This window comes from Paenibacillus sp. NPDC058367 (genome assembly GCF_042723305.1).
In the GTDB taxonomy this organism is placed as follows: Bacteria; Bacillota; Bacilli; order Paenibacillales; family Paenibacillaceae; genus Paenibacillus_AQ.
Genome location: NZ_JBHXIZ010000004.1, coordinates 529,807 through 547,152, shown reverse-complemented (window position 1 = coordinate 547,152; position 17,346 = coordinate 529,807). Strand labels below are relative to the sequence as shown.

The window sequence follows — 17,346 nt, the reverse complement described above, 5'->3', positions numbered from 1 at the left end:
ATTAAACTTTCAGGAACCTACGAATAGAAACCGTACTTCCCCAAACGCCGATCAGCACGCCTAGTCCAACTAGTACACCGACGACCAGCATCCAAATATTATCGAACGGAATTAGCTGCAATTGGAGCATAGGATCTCCCTGTACGGTTGATTCCAAAGTGCTGTAACCCAAATACAAGACAACGGAGGTAATGAGCGAACCGATCAGACCGATCAATGCCCCTTCTATAAAGAAAGGCCAGCGAATAAAATAATTTGTCGCACCTACGAGCTTCATAATGCCAATCTCCTTACGACGAGCAAGTATCGTAACCCGAATCGTATTAGAGATGAGGAACATAGACATGAGCCCCAGACCTGCTACAAAAATAAAACCAATGTTTCGTACAGCGCGTGTTATTTTGAACAAGGTTTCTATTGAGCCCTTGCCATATTTCACTTTGTAAATGGGCTGATCAGCATGTGTCTTGTTGAGTGCTTCAATCTTCTCAGCCACAAACGATACCGTAGTAGGTTCGACAACTTCTACCTTAAGCGTATCTGGGAGAGGGTTATTGTCTTCATCGAACCCTTCCAGAAGCTCAGCCGCGTCCTCACCCATATCTGCACGGAGATCTTTAAGTCCTTGATCCTTGGAGATGAACGTAATCTTGCTGACCTCCGGCATATTGCCAATTTCAGTCTGCAAAGTCTCACGCAACTTCTGATCTACATTTAGTGCCAAATGCACATTAATCTGTACCTGGCTGTCTGCCTCATCCGCTACAGCATTAACATTAAGAACAAGAAGAATAAATACACCTAGAACAAAAAGAGAGACGACGATGGAAGTGATCGAAGCAATCGACATCCAGCCATTACGGAATACGCTTTTGAAGCCTTCCCGCAAGTGTCGCAAGAAGGTCTTAAAACTCATAGCCATATTCCCCTCTCGCCTGGTCTCTCACAATGTTTCCGTTCTCAATCGCAAGCACCCGCTTGCGCATTTTATTCACGATATCTCTATTATGGGTAGCCATTACAATTGTTGTTCCACGAAAATTAATTTCATCCAGCAGCTGCATAATGCCCCATGAAGTCTCAGGGTCCAAGTTACCTGTAGGCTCGTCCGCAATAATAACAGATGGGTTATTAACGATAGCCCGAGCAATTGCAATACGCTGCTGTTCTCCACCTGAGAGCTGTGAGGGCTCACGATTTGCTTTATTTTTGAGTCCAACCAGATCGAGAACTTCATTCACACGTTTCTTGATGACCTTCTTCGGGGCTTCAATAACTTCCATGGCAAAAGCAATATTCTCATACGCTGTCATCCTTGGTAATAACCGAAAGTCTTGAAACACAACGCCGATATTACGGCGCACATATGGGATTTTACGTTGTTTAAGCTTCCCTATGTTAAAGCCTCCCACAGAAATTTGACCTTTAGTTGGCACTTCTTCTCTATAAATCAATTTCATAAAAGTAGATTTACCCGCGCCGGATGGACCGACAACATACACAAATTCATTGCGGTCAATTTTTACTGAAACTCCTTGCAGTGCGTGAGTTCCGTTAGGGTACGTCTTCCATACATCTTGCATTTCAATCATTTTCTCACTTCCCAATTATGACATTTTCCACTTGTGTGAATCGACAGGGTACAGCTTAAGTTTCCATAAACTTCAATATTTCCGCAATGTATCTATTGTAACAAATCTGTAACCGATTGAGTACCCCGTAACTGCCCCACTATTCGAAAGTTTTGTAATGTCTGTACATATACATATAAAAAGCACCTAATGTGCCGCTTGCAGAAGCCATCCAGGAAGGAGATTATTCATGAAAAAAATCCATCTTACCCTCATAATAGTCATTGCACTCATTCTTATCGGCTCATTAATCTATGGGGGACTTCAACTATATGGCCATAAAAACACGCTTCCAAAAGGTACAACCCTTGCCGGATGGGAGGTGGGCGGGCTGAATATCTCAGAGGTACGTTCCGAACTGGAGAAAAAGCTACAGGCCCTTGAATCTATCCCCCTTGTGTTGCAGGTCGAAGGGAATTCTGAGCTTACCCTCAAGCTTAAACAAGCTGGAATGGCCTATGAAGCCGCTGCTTTTGAGCAAGGTCTACAAGATCTTACGGAGGGGCGGCTATGGGATCGTGTAAAAGCCCGCTACAGCTTCCCCCAGAATTGGAGTCTTGAAGCCCATCTGGATATTGCTCAATTACAGACCATCCTAAGTCCCGCTTGGGAGAGAGAATCGTTCGGTGATCCAGTAGATGCTACGCGGCGAATTACCGGGGATGATCGTGTAGTGTATACGTCCGAGAAGACTTCCCTTGAGGTGGACTGGACAGGAATGGTTACCTCACTATGGGCCGCTGCCCCCACTCGTTTTAGTCGTCTACTCTCGCTGCAAGAGAAGGGGATCACTTTGGAAGTTCCATTAACCATATTACAACCGGACATCACTCTAAACGCTCTAAAGGAGCAAGGCATTGAGCGAAAAATCATGCAATTCAGCACCTCTCTCGGAGCAAGTGGACCTGGACGAATCTACAACGTCGAATCAGCAGCCAAAGCTGTGAACGGAACCGTGCTCCCACCTGGAGCCGTTTTTGACTATGGCAAAGCTATTGAAAAAGCAAAAATAGATTACGGCTTCCGCGAAGCGCCAGTTATTGTGAACGGTAAGCTACAAGCCGGCGTCGGCGGCGGAATCTGCCAAGTTTCCAGTACGCTGTACAATGCCGCTTTGCGCACCGGACTGGAGATTGTGGAGCGCCGCAATCACTCCTTGCCGGTCAACTATCTACCCAAAGGCCAGGATGCCACCTTTGCTGAAGGCTATATCAACTTCCGTTTTCGCAATACGACTGGCAAATATCTAGTCATTAAAGCGGCTGTGCAAGGTCGATCACTAACGATCAAGCTCTTCGGTACTTTTCCGAAAAATGTTACATATAAAGTCCACTCACAAATCGTAGAGGTGCTGCCTCCAGTCGACAAGTACGTAAACGACCCTTCCCTCCCCCGTGGAGGCTCACGCGTTATACAAAATGGGAAGACCGGATATGTTGTTGAGACTTACAGCACCCGGATTGTTGACGGTAAATCCACTGAGGTAAAGAAATTATCCCGTGACGTGTATTACGCACAAAAACGGTTAATCGCCATCAATCGTGGAGGCGTAAGTAAATCTGTTATTCCAGAAGCACCTAGAAAGCAGTTGGTAGAGGATGGCGTTCGAAGTGAATAGATTACCTACAAAAAAAACGGTCAGACCTCGTGAGGTTCTGACCGTTTTTGCTTGTTCATCTATTTTACCTGTAGATGACCTTTCTCGCCTTTAAAATTTACGATTCGGGGGTACATTAGAAATAGACCTATAATCAGAAAGGATGAATACCATGTCAACAGCTCTTGTAAATGATCTCTCTAATATTGTCCGCAGTGCACCTGCTATTTTTGCCTCACGTACTTGCAGAGAAGCCCTTCGCGTAATGTTCCAGCACCCAGAATCCAAATGCATCGTCGTCTGTAACGCCATGAATGAACCGCTTGGATTGTTAATGTGCGACCGTTTCTTTTTAAAAGCCACAGGAAGATCAGGAGTAGATCTGTTCTACAAAGAGCCTGCCATGAAGCTTATGAATAAAACTCCACTCATTTTTGATATCTCCACATCACTTGAATCCGTATTAGCTAATGCTATGAGCCGCCCAGATCCTATGAAGAATGACTGTGTCATCATTACCCGTAAAGGCAAATTCGCAGGTGTTGTTTATATCTCTGACCTGAAGCGCAGTTAGTTCATAGCCCCTACCATCATCTTTCCTCTAATACCTTCCCATTTCCTCAGAAAAGAATATCCGGTGAAGTGTCGATTCTCCAGTATCCCTCCACTTTCTTCAGTTTCACATACACCGACTCACTGCTTTCCTGCGCACCTGGATAAGGAACAGTCAGTTCAAATTCAGCGGTTGTCGCAGTTTTAGAGAGCATGCGGGCGGTGGCTTTTTCATACATCAATAAATTGCCCACATCTGCATTAACCTGCGACATTCTTCCGTTATACTCCAAAAATTGAGTCTGCACATAATATGCCGCTGCATTGTGAGTGTAGGCTTTTTTTATGTAATTCATCAGCTTCGTCTTTGTGCCAATGTCACTGGAAAGATAACGGTACTCCTGCGCTTTATACGTGAAGGTTTCTATCGGGAAGATGTTTCCGCCTCGATTACTATAGAAATAAAGAGCTCTTGCATGGACTACCAGCGGTATGATACTTTTCACCGTCAAATTATTGATGGTAGCAGGGCCCTCTTTCCCAGGCGCAGACACGGCCACCTTCTTGATTGCCGTACTTCCTGCTGACGGTGAAGCTGCCATAGCTCCTCCACTTGCTGAGATCAGGCCTATGGAAAGGGCCAACGAACCAATCATCCACTTTTTGTTCATTCGGAATTCCTCCTTTTTGATCTGAAAAATACAGGCGATAGCCACTGTTCCAGCTTATGCACCCCGCAAGCTAAAATACCCAATAAACAGAGGAATGAAAACGCATTTATATTTTATAGTAACGAAAAAAATCCACCCTCCTGATTTACAGGAAAAGTGGAGTCGTGAAATAGTGTTATTACAACGGTTAGAGATCTAATTCGAAGAAGGAGTAACAACCTCATAATAAGCTGTGAAAGCTACGTTAGCTGTCAAGATACTTTCTGGAGTGTTCGCAGAACGCTCTTCATAGGACTGTTGGAAATTAAATGAGTCTACATTCACTATACGTGCCAGCGCCTGTAGCTCATCCATCCACTGCCGTATGCTTGTATAGGTGCCCTCTACTACAGCAGTCATTTTGACTTGTTTGACCGTCGGGAACAGCACTTCAGCCGAACCAGTCATTTGCTGAATCGGATTAGCCTCATCCAAAATGAAGCTGACATCCTTTAAGCGTGCCTGTGAGGACATCCCAACCGCTCGTAAATCATCAATCAAGCCTTCGCTGTCATCGCCTTTCGGGAGTGCTGCCAGAAGCTCCTGTTGTTCCGAATCTAAAGAAGTAGCGCTGCTTTTTAGTTCATTAATTTTAGTTTGGAGAATCTCTGCTTCTTTTTCCAGCTGTCTGATCTCGGCGTTCTGTGCAGATATTTCTTTATTTGTCGGTTGAACACCCAGCATATAAAAGGCAAACAGCATCAAGAACAAAATCAATACACCCAGTACGATTGGAGAGCGATACTTATTGAACTGTTCCATCGCTGTTCACCTCCTCTTGGCTTGCATCCGTTCCATTTGTCTGTTGATTATTTGCTAATAAGTTTACTTTATAAATGGCTGTATACATATTTAAGGAAGTGGCTGCATTCGTTGGCCCCGCACTCTGATCCACAGTTCCTTCGGTCAGCTTCGAAATAGAAGCATCCAATGTAAAGGACATCTGACGCAGTTGTCTTAAATAGTTAGAGGCATCTACCATAGTAGGTACATTAACAGTCAGGTCAATCGATGTCCGGTAGGTGTAGTTAATGTCACGGAGCAGAGAACCCAGTGGTAACCCTTCGACTAATTCATCTAGAATAGGAACAGCAATTACTTTATTGTTCTGAATCTCTGCGATTGCCGTCTTCCGATCTAACTGCCCAGGTCCGCTGTTCTTAAGTTTACCAAGCTCTACCTGCAGCATTAAACTGCGATCCTGCAAGCCCTGCAGCTCCTCTTTACCATTAGAGATTTGACCCTTATTAGCCGAAAAATAAATCCCCGTCCCAATCGTTCCCACCAGCCAGATCGCCACAAGACTCATGGTCACATAGGGGAATAATAACGTCTCCCGATCTTCTCTCGGCAGTAGGTCAATCGTGTCCACGCTGATCATGCTTTTTAGAGCTGTCCCTGCCGCTACTCGGTAATCATTTAACTCAAGATCAGATACAGCATCTTTACCCATCTGGTCTAGGCTTATCGGTGTAATGTCGAGTTCTGCCAGCGACTGTTGAAGCTCTAGATCTAGCTGTTTACGAATGGAAGGGACACCTGTTATAACCAAGTTTTTGATACGAGTCGAGCCATCGTGCAAGCTATATTGGTAGAAACTGAGCATCCGCGAGATTTCCGCAGTGATCTCCACCATTTGTTCCGGTGATAATTGCTCTTCCACAGCAACTGCTGTTTCTGCCAAAACTTCACTGTCTGCCATAAATTCCAAAGCCGCAACATTTCTACCTTTATGCAGATCAAGCAAGTTAATCGTACGAATGAATACCGGATTCCCGTTTCTGAACATATAAACGTCCATGACGGATGGCTCTAGATTAATCAACATCGTTTCCGCAAAGCTTTCCCCATGTCCAGTTGCTATACTTCGCGCCAAAGCGGTTGCCGAAATTTCAACACTGCTTATTCGCAGACCCGCACGCTCCAAAATCTCTACATAATCCTGTATCGATTTCCGCGGAGCGGCAAATACGAGCAAATGGCTATGTTCCTCATCCACTTCGAGCGTCACATAGTCGTAAACAGGATTTTCAAATGGCAAATGCAGCCCCGTCTCCACTTCGAGCTTTACGAGCTGTTCAATCTGCTTATCGTTGGTACTTGGGATACTCATTTTGCGGATAATGATCTGCGAAGGTGGAATGGACAAGGAAACCTTGCTGCCCCTTAATCCTTCCTTCCTCACCCACTGTCTTACACGATCATAAAGAGCCTCGCTATCCGCCACCTGATTCTCTATGATCATGCCTGGAAGGAGCGGGAGATACCGTTTTTTGCGGACTTCCCATGACTGTTTATTCTTAAAACTAATATAACGAATACCGGTAGCTTCAATTGAAAGCCCGGCCACTTTAGGGCCTAATCCAAGCATATGTCAATGTCCTCCTATCCGATGAGCGAGAGATACGCGCCAATGATGTGTGAGCCATATCCGTAACTAATTAAAGCACCTATTGCTAACCACGGACCAAAGGGAACCGGTTGTTTGCGTTTGATGATTCCGAGCAGCATTAGCAGTCCTCCGACCACACTTCCAAGCAGACAAGCCATTAGAAAAGCCAAAATCACATTAGGAAATCCGATGACCAAGCCCAGCAGCGCAAATAACTTCACATCTCCAGCTCCCATTCCACCTAACAGAACAAAGGGCATAAGAACCCCTCCCCCAAGTAAAGCTCCCAGCAAGTGATGCCATAACGGCCCCTCTGGAAAGAGCAATACAAGAATGAGCAGTATCGGCAAAAAGAATAGCAATACCTTGTTCGGAATCAGCATGTACTTCAAATCCGCAACCGTCACAATAACCGCTAAACTCACAAACACGAACCCGAGGATTCCCTTCCCCGTCAGACCAAATTGTAAGTACACCCATAGAAAAAGCAAACCAGTTGCCGCTTCTCCGAGCGGATATAAAGGCGAAACTTTTGTGCCGCAGTAACGACACTTGCCTCCTGACAGCAGGTAGCTTATCACCGGAAACAAATCCCGCGCCTTTAGCCGCGTATTGCAGTTCGGGCAATGTGACGGTGGATTAAGCAACGATTCCTTAGCTGGCACCCGCAGTGCCACTACGTTATAGAAGGAGCCTAGAATCAGGCCCAGTAATGTGATGTAACTTGCGATGAATATCGTCATGGATGTCCTCTGTTGGCTTTCTGGATTTTAAAAAAGGAATCGGGAAGTCCGATTCCTTAAGAAGATCTTATACATCACTATAATCAAAGGATTTCAACTTAATTTCTTGCCTTAGCGTTTAAAACCTGTGTTGCAGTAAAGTTATGAGTCACTGCATTTGATCCCGTTCCAGAAGTTATAGTTACTACATTGCCTGTGGTAGCCAATTCGCCATCTGTAAAAATTACTGTTCCCGCTGATATGACATTCTTAGTACTTGGCATCACAAGACTATTCTCCAAATAATTTCTAAACATCAATCCCGGATTAGCACTAGTTCCAATAATGTTAATTGTAACGGTATCACCTGCAACGTCTGGATGTGGATCATACACTCCATTTAATTCTCCCGCCACATATAACCGAGCTGCATCATAAATTTGGCGTGCAGTAGCAGCATCTGCATCTTCTCGTGTATTATTAATAATTCCACCAATCATCGGTATCGCAATAACCGCAATAATCCCCAAAATAACGATAACCGCCAGCAACTCAATTAGCGTAAACCCCTTTTGATTTTCCTCTTTGCTCAATCTTCTCTTAATGGCTTGTGCTAACATTTTATTTCCCCCTCTAAGTGGTGTGTGATTGTACAGCCTATATCTTTTATTTCCGTGAATCCCGCTACAATGCTCGTCCTTCCTTGTCTAGCGCTAGCAAAGGATCTGCAACCCTGCCCCGCCTCCCCGGCGTCACCCCTCTCAATATTTACAAGGAACCGCAAGGTTCACATATTGCCATACAGACTGAACATCGGCAGCATAATAGCGGCCACAATCACACCTACAACACCTGCTAGAAAAGCAATCAGCAATGGTTCAAGCAGTGACTTCAGACGATCAACGGTATTTTCTACGTCCATCTCATAGAAATCAGCTACCTTAGACAACATCGTGTCGAGCGCCCCCGTCTCTTCACCAATTGCAATCATCTGTGTAACTAGCGGCGGGAAGACCCAGGCTTTTTTCAAAGGTTCAGATAATGGGTTGCCTTGTCGCAACGAATCTCCTGCACTTCGAATGAATCCCCCAATGACCTTATTTCCTGCTACCTCTTCTACAATCACCAAAGATTGCAGGATCGGAACTGAGCTGGCATATAGAGATGAAAAAGTTCGCGTAAACTGAGCAATCGAGCCTTTTTGATTCAGCTTGCCAAACACCGGAATCTTCAGCTTGGCATAATCCAGCGCATAGGCTCCCTTTTCCGTGCGTTTGGTAATCTGAAAAGCTATCACTAGGAGAAGAACTCCGAGTATCCAGAAATACCATTGACCTTGAATACTTTTGCTTAGCGCCAATACCATCTTTGTAATCGCCGGAAGCTCTGCATTCATCGATTCGAACATCGTTACAAACTGTGGAACTATCGCCCAGAGGAGGTATATAACCGCTCCAATCGCCATAACCCCGACGGTAATCGGGTAAGTGAGCGCAGATTTGATTTTTTCCGTCGTGGAATGCTGCTTCTCAAAAAACATCGCCAGTCTGTCGAGTGTCCCCTCAATATCACCGGATTCCTCACCGGTACGGATCATGCTGACGAATAGCTGTGGGAAGATTTTTTTATGATCCTGAACAGCTTGTGAGAACGATATCCCGCGCATCAGGCTTGAATTCACTTCCACAAGTGCTTTTCGAAGCGGTTTGCTCTCGGTCTGCTCGGCCAAAATACGCGTTGCATCCACAATCGACACTCCAGCACGCATAAGCGTGGCAAACTGCCTACAATAAATGATGAAATGAAGCGGTTTGACCGGATTACCGATATAAATATCCATCGATAGAATTGTTGTTTTGCGTTCGATCAGCGAGAATACTGTAAGGCCACGCTTTCGTAGTTCCTCCATGGCCGTAGGCTTATCTGTTGCGGTCAGCTTTCCTTTAATGGATTTGCCTGCGTTTGTCTTTACTTGATATTCAAAAAGAGGCATTAGCTGCTCACCTCCGCCATAAATGACTTAGCTGCTGCTGGTTCAATGTACCCCTGGGATAAATAGTCGCGGATACTCATATCCAACGTATGCATGCCTTGCGAGCGTCCGGTTTGCATCACATTTTTAATCTGATGTGTCTTTTCGGTACGAATGAGGTTAGCTACTGCAGGTGTATTCACTAAAATCTCTGTTGCACATATCCGCCCGCGTCCCCCTGCCCTTGGAAACAACCGCTGACTGATAACTGCCAGTAATACTGAGGCTAGCTGTGAACGAATCTGTCCCTGCTGATGACCCGGAAAAGCGTCAATAATTCGATCAATCGTTTGTGGTGCGTCTGTTGTATGTAAGGTTGCCATCACTAGATGACCTGTTTCCGCGGCAGTTACTGCTGCTGTAATGGTCTCCAAATCCCGCATCTCTCCAACGAGAATAACATCCGGATCCTGACGTAATGCGGCACGTAGTCCGCTCGCAAAGCTAGCTGTGTCATTACCCACTTCACGTTGATCCACTAGACAGGTTCCATGACTATGCAGAAACTCTATAGGATCTTCAAGTGTCACAATATGTTTGCTTTCGGTCTTGTTAATGTAATTCAGCATAGCTGCTAACGTAGAGGATTTACCGCTGCCCGTAGGGCCTGTAACTAGAATCAAGCCTTGTGGTTTGAGTGACAAAGTGGATAAAATTGAGGGCATCGACAGCTGTTCTAGACTCGGAATCTCCACAGGAATTGCCCGGGCAGCAATACTAATCTCACCCCGCTGACGATAAACGTTCACCCGAAATCTCACACCGCTATCCAGCGGATAAGAAAAATCGACCTCACCTGCGCTCTCAAATACTTCGTTTCGTTCACTGCCAAGCAGTGCTTCTGCCATTTCAGCAGCTTCATCGGCTGTTACGGGTGCGCCCTCAAGTGGATGAAGTGTCCCGTCCATACGTATCACCGGAGGCGAGCCTACAGAGATATGTAAGTCGGAAGCCTTGGAGGAGTAAGCCGTCTGCAAAAGCTGTCTTATATCCCGCGTATACGTTGGCATCCGCTGCTCCCCCTATTTTGAAATGAAAAACACCTAATAGACCCTAATGTGAGACCGTCTCGCGCATGACCTCTTGTAACGTCGTGATTCCCTGACTTACTTTGAGTAGTCCGTCATCCATCAGTTGAACAAGTCCACGCGCTTTACCTGCGACACGCAGTTCTTCTACTGAAGCAGTGTTCGTAATAAGCTGGCGCAAATGATCGTCAATACTGAGTACCTCATGAATCGCTATTCGGCCACGATAGCCAGAACTGCTACAACTACCGCAACCTCGACCACGATGTAGTTCATCCGCTGGCAACCCCAAGCTACGTAGCATAATCGCTTCCTGCTCAGACGGTTTGTAGGTTTCTTTGCAATCAGTACAGATTTTACGAACAAGCCGCTGAGCTACCACACCAATTAGTGAGGAGGCAATTAAATAAGGCTCTACTCCCATATCTCGCAATCGAGAGACGGAGCTAATCGCATCGTTTGTATGTAAAGTAGACAACACTAGATGACCTGTTAATGAGGCGCGAACCGCAATTTCAGCAGTTTCCGCATCCCGTATCTCACCGACCATTACAATATTCGGATCTTGTCGGAGAATCGAACGTAGCCCAGCTGCAAAGGTTAGCCCAATAGCCGAGTTTACGTGCACCTGGTTTACACCCTCAAGCTGGTATTCCACTGGATCTTCAACTGTGATAATATTTGCACTTTCTACATTGAGTTGGTTCAGCGCTGAATATAAAGTCGTTGTTTTTCCACTACCTGTAGGTCCAGTGATTAGCAGAATTCCGTAAGGACGAGCAATCATTTCCTTAAAAGCTTCCGCATTCCCCTCACTGAATCCCAAAGCATCTACAGATTTGACACCTGTGCTTAAATCTAGCAACCGCAGTACAATCTTCTCCCCGTGCATCGTAGGTAATGAGGACACACGAATATCTACCATTTTGTAATCAAATTGCATTTTGATTCGCCCGTCTTGTGGCAAACGGCGTTCTGCGATATTAAGTCGGGCCATTATTTTCAGACGAGCAGTGATAAAGCCCTGCATCTGCTTAGGAATGATCCGCTCTGTCCGTAAAGTTCCATCAATGCGGTAGCGGATCGTTAGATTATTCTCACCTGGATCCATATGTATATCAGACGCCCGCAGAGCAACAGCCTGCTGAATCATCTGGTTGACCAAACGAACGATTGGTGAGTCCTCGTCTGTGATCTCCGTTTCTTCTATTTCTTCTTGTGTAGGGAGCTCTACTAGCATCTGATTCATAGAATCACGCATTCCATAATGACGTGCAATCGCTCTCTGCAGCTCATCCCTAGTGGAAATGGCAGGTTCGATTCGGAACCCTGTACTCATTCGTAAATCTTCTATCGCAAAATAATCTAGCGGATCGGCCATCGCAACCATCAGCTTACCTCCTTCTTTTAAGAAGGGAAGTACCTGATAACGCTTAGCCATACTTTCAGGAATAATCTGCGTGATCGCAGGATCAATCTGGTATTTAAATAAACTGACATGCGGAATACCCAGCTGGAATTCAAGCACTTCAATCAGCTGCTGCTCCGTGATATAGCCTTGAGAGATTAGCAGATCGCCAAGCTTACGCTTGCTCTTACGCTGTTCCGCAAGCGCTTCAAGCAGCTGTTCCTGCGAAATAATATTATTTTCTACCAGCAAATCGCCAAGTCTCTTTTTCGCGATGACCATGTCCGTTCAGCTCCGTATGCCGTTATTGGTTATACTTTTACACTGACCTCAATAATGGATAATACTAGGAATAACCAAAGATAAATTACCAGTTCTATTTCTGAAAAATATGAAAATTATTTTTTCCATAATTACGATTCGTCATTTTTGTCAAACCAGCGTATTTTTCAATGGACTTGGGACTTTAGTAATAAATTTATAGGTATATTTCAATAGATTTATGTTGTCTATCAATGCTGAATGTCCTAGAATGTATATAACATAGATTGGATAATTTTACAATGAAATCAGCTGAAAAAGCTGTCGTAAACTAGCATATATAACATACGATTCGACCATATCTACCAATAGTTAACAATCAGGGAGAGATGACCATGAAATTTGCCAGTAACAAACGGTTCTATCTTTTTACAGTAACGATCTTGCTTCTCCTTCTGCTTGTTCTGCCACTCAAAAATCACTTCATGAATGTAGAAGCCAGTTCAAATGAATACCAGATTCGGATGCTGGAGGTTACGGAGAATGGAGTTAGTGAGCTTGCGTCTCTAAATACGGGAATATCTGGCCTTACCATTGATACGATGAGTATGAAGCGCTTTGTGGCGCTGAGGGATGATCTGGACGGGAGATACGATGCGATTTATATCGGGAAGGGGACTTACAGTCCCGCGCAGGTGGGTAATCAGCAACCAGCCTCAGAAGAAAATCGAGCTAGGGCACTGAATACCAAAAGTATGAAGAATGATATCACTCAGCTGAAGGCTGAACAAATTACGAAGGAGTTTATTAATAAGGGGTTATATGTGTTCTTTCATAGTCAGCCCTTTAAAGACAAAGATAAAAAACCTCAAGCTGAGCGAGGTATACTGTACAGCTCTTTTAATAGTTACCGTCTTTCCACCACCACACCAAAAGTTAAGTTTGTAGATGATACCGAACTCGCAAATATCTTTGATGATTTAAAAAAACAGAACTCTACATACATAAACGACTTAAAAAAACGCCCCCGTCTTCAAATTACGGACAAAATACCTGACTATGACCCTAATGTAGCTAATAGTAAAATCTATGTTCCTGGGGAGAAGCTTTCTTTTAATTTCAATGTTACCAACGCACCTAGAATATTAAGCTCTCCGCTCTCAGTCAAACTATATATCGGTCTTGATAAGTCCATCAAAATGGGAGAAAAACAGGTCGTTGCTGAAACAGAGCTTAATACATCCAGTGGAACTATCGAATACACTTTGCCAAAAACTTACTCTGGATTACTATACTGGAAGCTAGAAATCAATGATTATCATAGTTCGCAATTAAAAGATTTTGCCAGCGGCGTAATTCGTTATCGCGGAGAGAAGACCATCGTAAATATTCTTCAGGTTATGCCTGATACTCTAACGGAAAGCAGCCTCCTGAACACTAGTAATATGGATCCTCTGTTTTTGAATACAGCCGATTATCAACTTAATATAGCGGTCAAAACCATGTCCCAATTTAACACATATGTGAACGAAAAATATGCTGCAACACAAAGCTACGGATTAAACGGCACCTATGACATGCTCATTTTTGGTTTTGTCGACGAATACTATAAGAAATCCAACTTGAACACTAATGCAACCAACGCGATTACACAATTCACTGGTACCTTCAAGCAAAGCGCCTTGTTCACTCACGATACCATTATTAATTTAGATGCGAATAAAAAGAACTGGATCAATAATTTCATGGGCATCACTGGCCAGATGAACCCCGAGACCAACTTAGGCCACAATGCCATCAATCTTTCCACAAAAGTTAAACCTGTGAATGACGGGCTTTTGATGCAATATCCTTTTTATCTGAGCAAGAGGGACGCCAACAACAAGCAGGTCGATATCATTCAACCGCAAATTGCACCAACACATAACCAGTACTTTACGCTTAACCTGGAAGACCCTGAGGTGGTCTCCTGGTATAACATTGAGAGTATGCCTGAAGGTACCTCAATTAAACCAAATGGAGAATATAATAAATACCAACGTGATACCGAAGATAGCTGGAATCAATATTACACATATTCCAAAGGAAATATTACCTACTCAGGTACAGGTCACTTTTTTGGAGTAAGTGATATTCCGGCCAATCTAAAAAAATTCCCTATTTGGGAACAAAAGCTATTCGTCAATACCATGTATCGTGCTTTTATAGGTGCTAATCATGCTCCTGAGATTACCGTGCATACACCGACCAATAATTCATCTATTCCTTCTTATCAAAAAACATTGCTTGTCGACTATACAGTAACTGACTTGGACTTTAACGATCGGGATCTGACGACTGAAGTCCGTTTCAAAACAAATGGTAAGTATTTGGATGCGCCTGTAATGAGCAAAACGAGCATTAAATCGGGCCAAAATATTTATCAATCATTTAACAATCCACTTCCGGAGGGTGGTGCACTTGATATTGAGATTAACGCATGGGACCAAAACGGTGCGCTCTCAAGTAAAACGATCAGAGTAAATGTCCTGCAAATAAACTCTAACTTGAGTGTGACACGATCTCTTTCTGAGAACGCTACTATAACTGGGAAAGTAGAGCGGGGAGAAAATGTAACCCTTAGTTATTCAATTACACCAAAACCTGTACCTTTTGAAAACGTCAGCACCACCAATCAGGCCTACAACACACAACTGATATCGGATATTGTATTTACCGAGAACTTTCCACCTAACCTGGAGATTGCAGGAGAACTACCAGCCGGTACGATCGTCACGGGGAATGTGACTAGCGGATATAGATTGACACGTAATCTAAGTAACATAACTTATTCATTAAAGACGGAGAATGGCAAACAGATCTATAAACCTGATTCTGAGCAACCGATCACGTTCCAAATCACGGTTACTCCGACTCAGACCCAAACCTATGCATTAAATGATTCCAAGCTTACCTATGTCGATATTCACGCTACATTGCCACCACTGGCAATCACAAATGAATATAACGCATTTATCCTTCAGACAACCTCACTTCGTGGCGGAACTATTAAAGGACCACTAGCTTCCGGGAGCACAGTCAACTTCAACAACGCTGGTATTACAGTAAATGAACAATTCAAAGACAAAGTTCCATATGGTATTGTCACGGGTGGAGATGTTTCTCTTCCTGAAGGTACGGTTTACGGAAACATATTGGTTAAAGGTGCCGTCAAAGACCAACGGCCTGGTTCTATCCAAAATGGTACTATCACATACGGAGAACTTCTCAATTTCAACAAGCATGAGAGTTATCTCCTTGGGCTCTCTGATGCTATTGCTAAGCTGCCTTCCAATGCTTCAGAGACTCATAAATACGGAAAACTTACAGTAACAGGTAACTCATCTATCAATATTGTTAATATTTCTACTTCAGTGTTAAATACACTTAACAGTTCCGAACTTAAGGTTCCTCAAGGATCAACCGTAATTGTTAATGTTAATGAGGATAGCGCAGACCAACCGTTCTTACATTTCCCACTTGGCAGTGATGGTAGCCGTGTACTATTCAATTTTCCTACAACTAAGACGGATCCTAACGATCCTCATAAACTAAGGATATCTCAAGCCAACGTATACGGAACCATTCTAGCGCCACGGTCTGCCATAACATTCGATGGAGGACAGGTGTATGGAACAATCATTGGAGCTTCAATGACTATGAGTTCAGCGACTTTATTTCATTTTCCTTTTACCGGCAATTTGCCAGAAGAAATCTATCCGCTGCCTGTCCCAGCACCAACAGATCCTTCATCAGCTAATTTAGCGCGTACTACGATTTCGTTTGAGACCTTAACCTTTACAGCCGAATATAAGATTAAAGCTCTGCAATTAGAGGACAAAACTATTTATGTAGAAGATAAGATTCGACTGATCCCAAACGTTACACCTTCAGATTTAAGTAATTCTGTATTCCTCTGGTCGACAGATAATGAATCGATTGTGCAAATAGAACCTAGCAGCGGTGATGTTGTTGGGCTAGCAGTAGGAACTGCTAGCATTACTGTGAGGGCTATGGACGGAAGCAATGCTTCAGCTACTGCGATCATAACCGTAAAAGATTTACGAAGTGATCATTCATTAACACTTGAAGGACGTACAGCTGGCATAGTGAATACATTTTATCCTTTTAGTGCTGAATATAAAGAGAATCCTAAAATTCCCTACACCTGGTCTGTCACTAATGTCATTACAGGAGCTACTGTTCCCGCACTGACCTCTGATCCAGACTACCCAAATGATGATAGCAAGAAGAGATTCAGTGTAACGCAGTCAGGTAAATACCGTGTAACCGTTACTGTTAATCCGGGTAATAAAGAGGAGAAAAGTGCGAGTATGGAAATTACAATCACTAACCCACTAACACTCTCGATTACGGGGCCAACAACGGTATTGATCGAAGGTCAAATTGATCTACAGGCGATTAAGAACCCTACCGATGCTGATAACTCTTCAGCAGAATCTCTAACCTGGAGCTTTGTTAAAGCTACTGACAACAATTTTGCTACTCTTGAGCCTTCAGGAGATGGCTCAACAGCTAGGCTGAATGCTGGTAGCACTCCTAAAGAAAAGCTACAGATTGTAGTTACATCTGGTGAGGTTGTAAGTGCAGTGCACGAGGTTAACATCGTTGAGTTAACGGGATTAAGATTTAGAGATGAATTTATTACTATAGAGGTAGGTCACCAATTCGAGTTAGCCGATATCCTATGGGCGTTTCCAACCTCTATTAAAATAGATCAAATCAAAGATAAGTTGAGTTGGGTAAGTAACTCTCCTGAAATCGCCAGTGTGAACACCAAAGGAACCGTTACAGGTGTCAAAAAGGGGTCAGCCCTTATTAAAGTGACCTTTGATTCTGGCATTCCCGGTAAAGCACCTGTAGAAGCTACAATTACTGTGAAGGTAACGAATTCTACCGAGAATGGTGATCGATACTAAATACCACGAACAATGGGGTACTCTTAAGCAATCG

General features: G+C 43.9%; 13 protein-coding genes. 3 read left to right on the top strand and 10 right to left on the bottom strand.

The genetic code is table 11. The features are described from left to right. Position 1: 1 nt before the first annotated feature. Positions 2 to 916 carry a permease-like cell division protein FtsX gene (gene ftsX / locus ACFWMP_RS23035; protein WP_379424781.1) on the bottom strand — a complete coding sequence of 305 codons (915 nt, stop codon included), beginning with the start codon at positions 914 to 916 and terminating at the stop codon, positions 2 to 4. Continuing rightward, a complete protein-coding gene (gene ftsE, locus ACFWMP_RS23030; protein WP_042192319.1) occupies positions 906 to 1,592 on the bottom strand; it encodes a cell division ATP-binding protein FtsE in 687 nt (228 codons plus the stop codon). Before ftsE ends, ftsX begins: the two co-directional genes overlap by 11 nt. Positions 1,593 to 1,821: 229 nt before the next feature. Between ftsE and ACFWMP_RS23025 the strand changes: the two genes are divergently transcribed. Both ACFWMP_RS23025 and ACFWMP_RS23020 read left to right on the top strand, forming a co-directional pair. Then, on the top strand, positions 1,822 to 3,249 hold the full coding sequence (locus ACFWMP_RS23025; protein WP_379424780.1) for a VanW family protein: 1,428 nt from the start codon (positions 1,822 to 1,824) through the stop codon (positions 3,247 to 3,249). A 151-nt stretch (positions 3,250 to 3,400) separates the two neighbouring features. Further along, positions 3,401 to 3,802, top strand: coding sequence for a CBS domain-containing protein (locus tag ACFWMP_RS23020; protein WP_379424779.1), 402 nt, complete (start codon positions 3,401 to 3,403; stop codon positions 3,800 to 3,802). A 46-nt stretch (positions 3,803 to 3,848) separates the two neighbouring features. On the opposite strand, the gene ACFWMP_RS23015 is transcribed toward ACFWMP_RS23020, so the two are convergent. The 8 genes from ACFWMP_RS23015 to ACFWMP_RS22980 all read right to left on the bottom strand — a co-directional run bounded on the left by ACFWMP_RS23015 (position 3,849) and on the right by ACFWMP_RS22980 (position 12,354). Next, positions 3,849 to 4,451 (bottom strand): DL-endopeptidase inhibitor IseA family protein, encoded by a 603-nt coding sequence (locus ACFWMP_RS23015; protein WP_076297876.1) that lies wholly within the window; start codon positions 4,449 to 4,451, stop codon positions 3,849 to 3,851. A gap of 195 nt (positions 4,452 to 4,646) precedes the next feature. Further along, a complete protein-coding gene (pilO, locus tag ACFWMP_RS23010) occupies positions 4,647 to 5,252 on the bottom strand; it encodes a type 4a pilus biogenesis protein PilO (protein WP_340973149.1) in 606 nt (201 codons plus the stop codon). After that, a complete protein-coding gene (gene pilM, locus ACFWMP_RS23005) occupies positions 5,236 to 6,861 on the bottom strand; it encodes a pilus assembly protein PilM (protein WP_379424778.1) in 1,626 nt (541 codons plus the stop codon). The genes pilO and pilM overlap by 17 nt, the downstream gene beginning before the upstream one ends. 14 nt (positions 6,862 to 6,875) lie before the next feature. Then, positions 6,876 to 7,625: a prepilin peptidase gene (locus ACFWMP_RS23000; RefSeq protein WP_042192329.1), complete on the bottom strand. Its 750-nt coding sequence runs from the start codon at positions 7,623 to 7,625 to the stop codon at positions 6,876 to 6,878. A gap of 98 nt (positions 7,626 to 7,723) precedes the next feature. Continuing rightward, the gene (locus tag ACFWMP_RS22995) at positions 7,724 to 8,224 is read right to left on the bottom strand and encodes a type II secretion system protein (RefSeq protein ID WP_379424777.1); all 501 of its coding nucleotides are present in this window, start codon (positions 8,222 to 8,224) and stop codon (positions 7,724 to 7,726) included. A gap of 167 nt (positions 8,225 to 8,391) precedes the next feature. After that, complete coding sequence (locus ACFWMP_RS22990; RefSeq protein ID WP_379424776.1) at positions 8,392 to 9,597, bottom strand: type II secretion system F family protein; 1,206 nt, start codon at positions 9,595 to 9,597, stop codon at positions 8,392 to 8,394. Next, positions 9,597 to 10,646 (bottom strand): type IV pilus twitching motility protein PilT, encoded by a 1,050-nt coding sequence (locus ACFWMP_RS22985; RefSeq protein WP_379424775.1) that lies wholly within the window; start codon positions 10,644 to 10,646, stop codon positions 9,597 to 9,599. Before ACFWMP_RS22985 ends, ACFWMP_RS22990 begins: the two co-directional genes overlap by 1 nt. Positions 10,647 to 10,689: 43 nt before the next feature. Continuing rightward, complete coding sequence (locus ACFWMP_RS22980) at positions 10,690 to 12,354, bottom strand: GspE/PulE family protein (RefSeq protein WP_379424774.1); 1,665 nt, start codon at positions 12,352 to 12,354, stop codon at positions 10,690 to 10,692. Between the two features lie 374 nt (positions 12,355 to 12,728). Here ACFWMP_RS22980 and ACFWMP_RS22975 point away from each other — a divergent pair, with 374 nt between their 5' ends. Further along, positions 12,729 to 17,312 (top strand): collagen-binding domain-containing protein, encoded by a 4,584-nt coding sequence (locus ACFWMP_RS22975; protein ID WP_379424773.1) that lies wholly within the window; start codon positions 12,729 to 12,731, stop codon positions 17,310 to 17,312. Positions 17,313 to 17,346 lie beyond the last annotated feature (34 nt).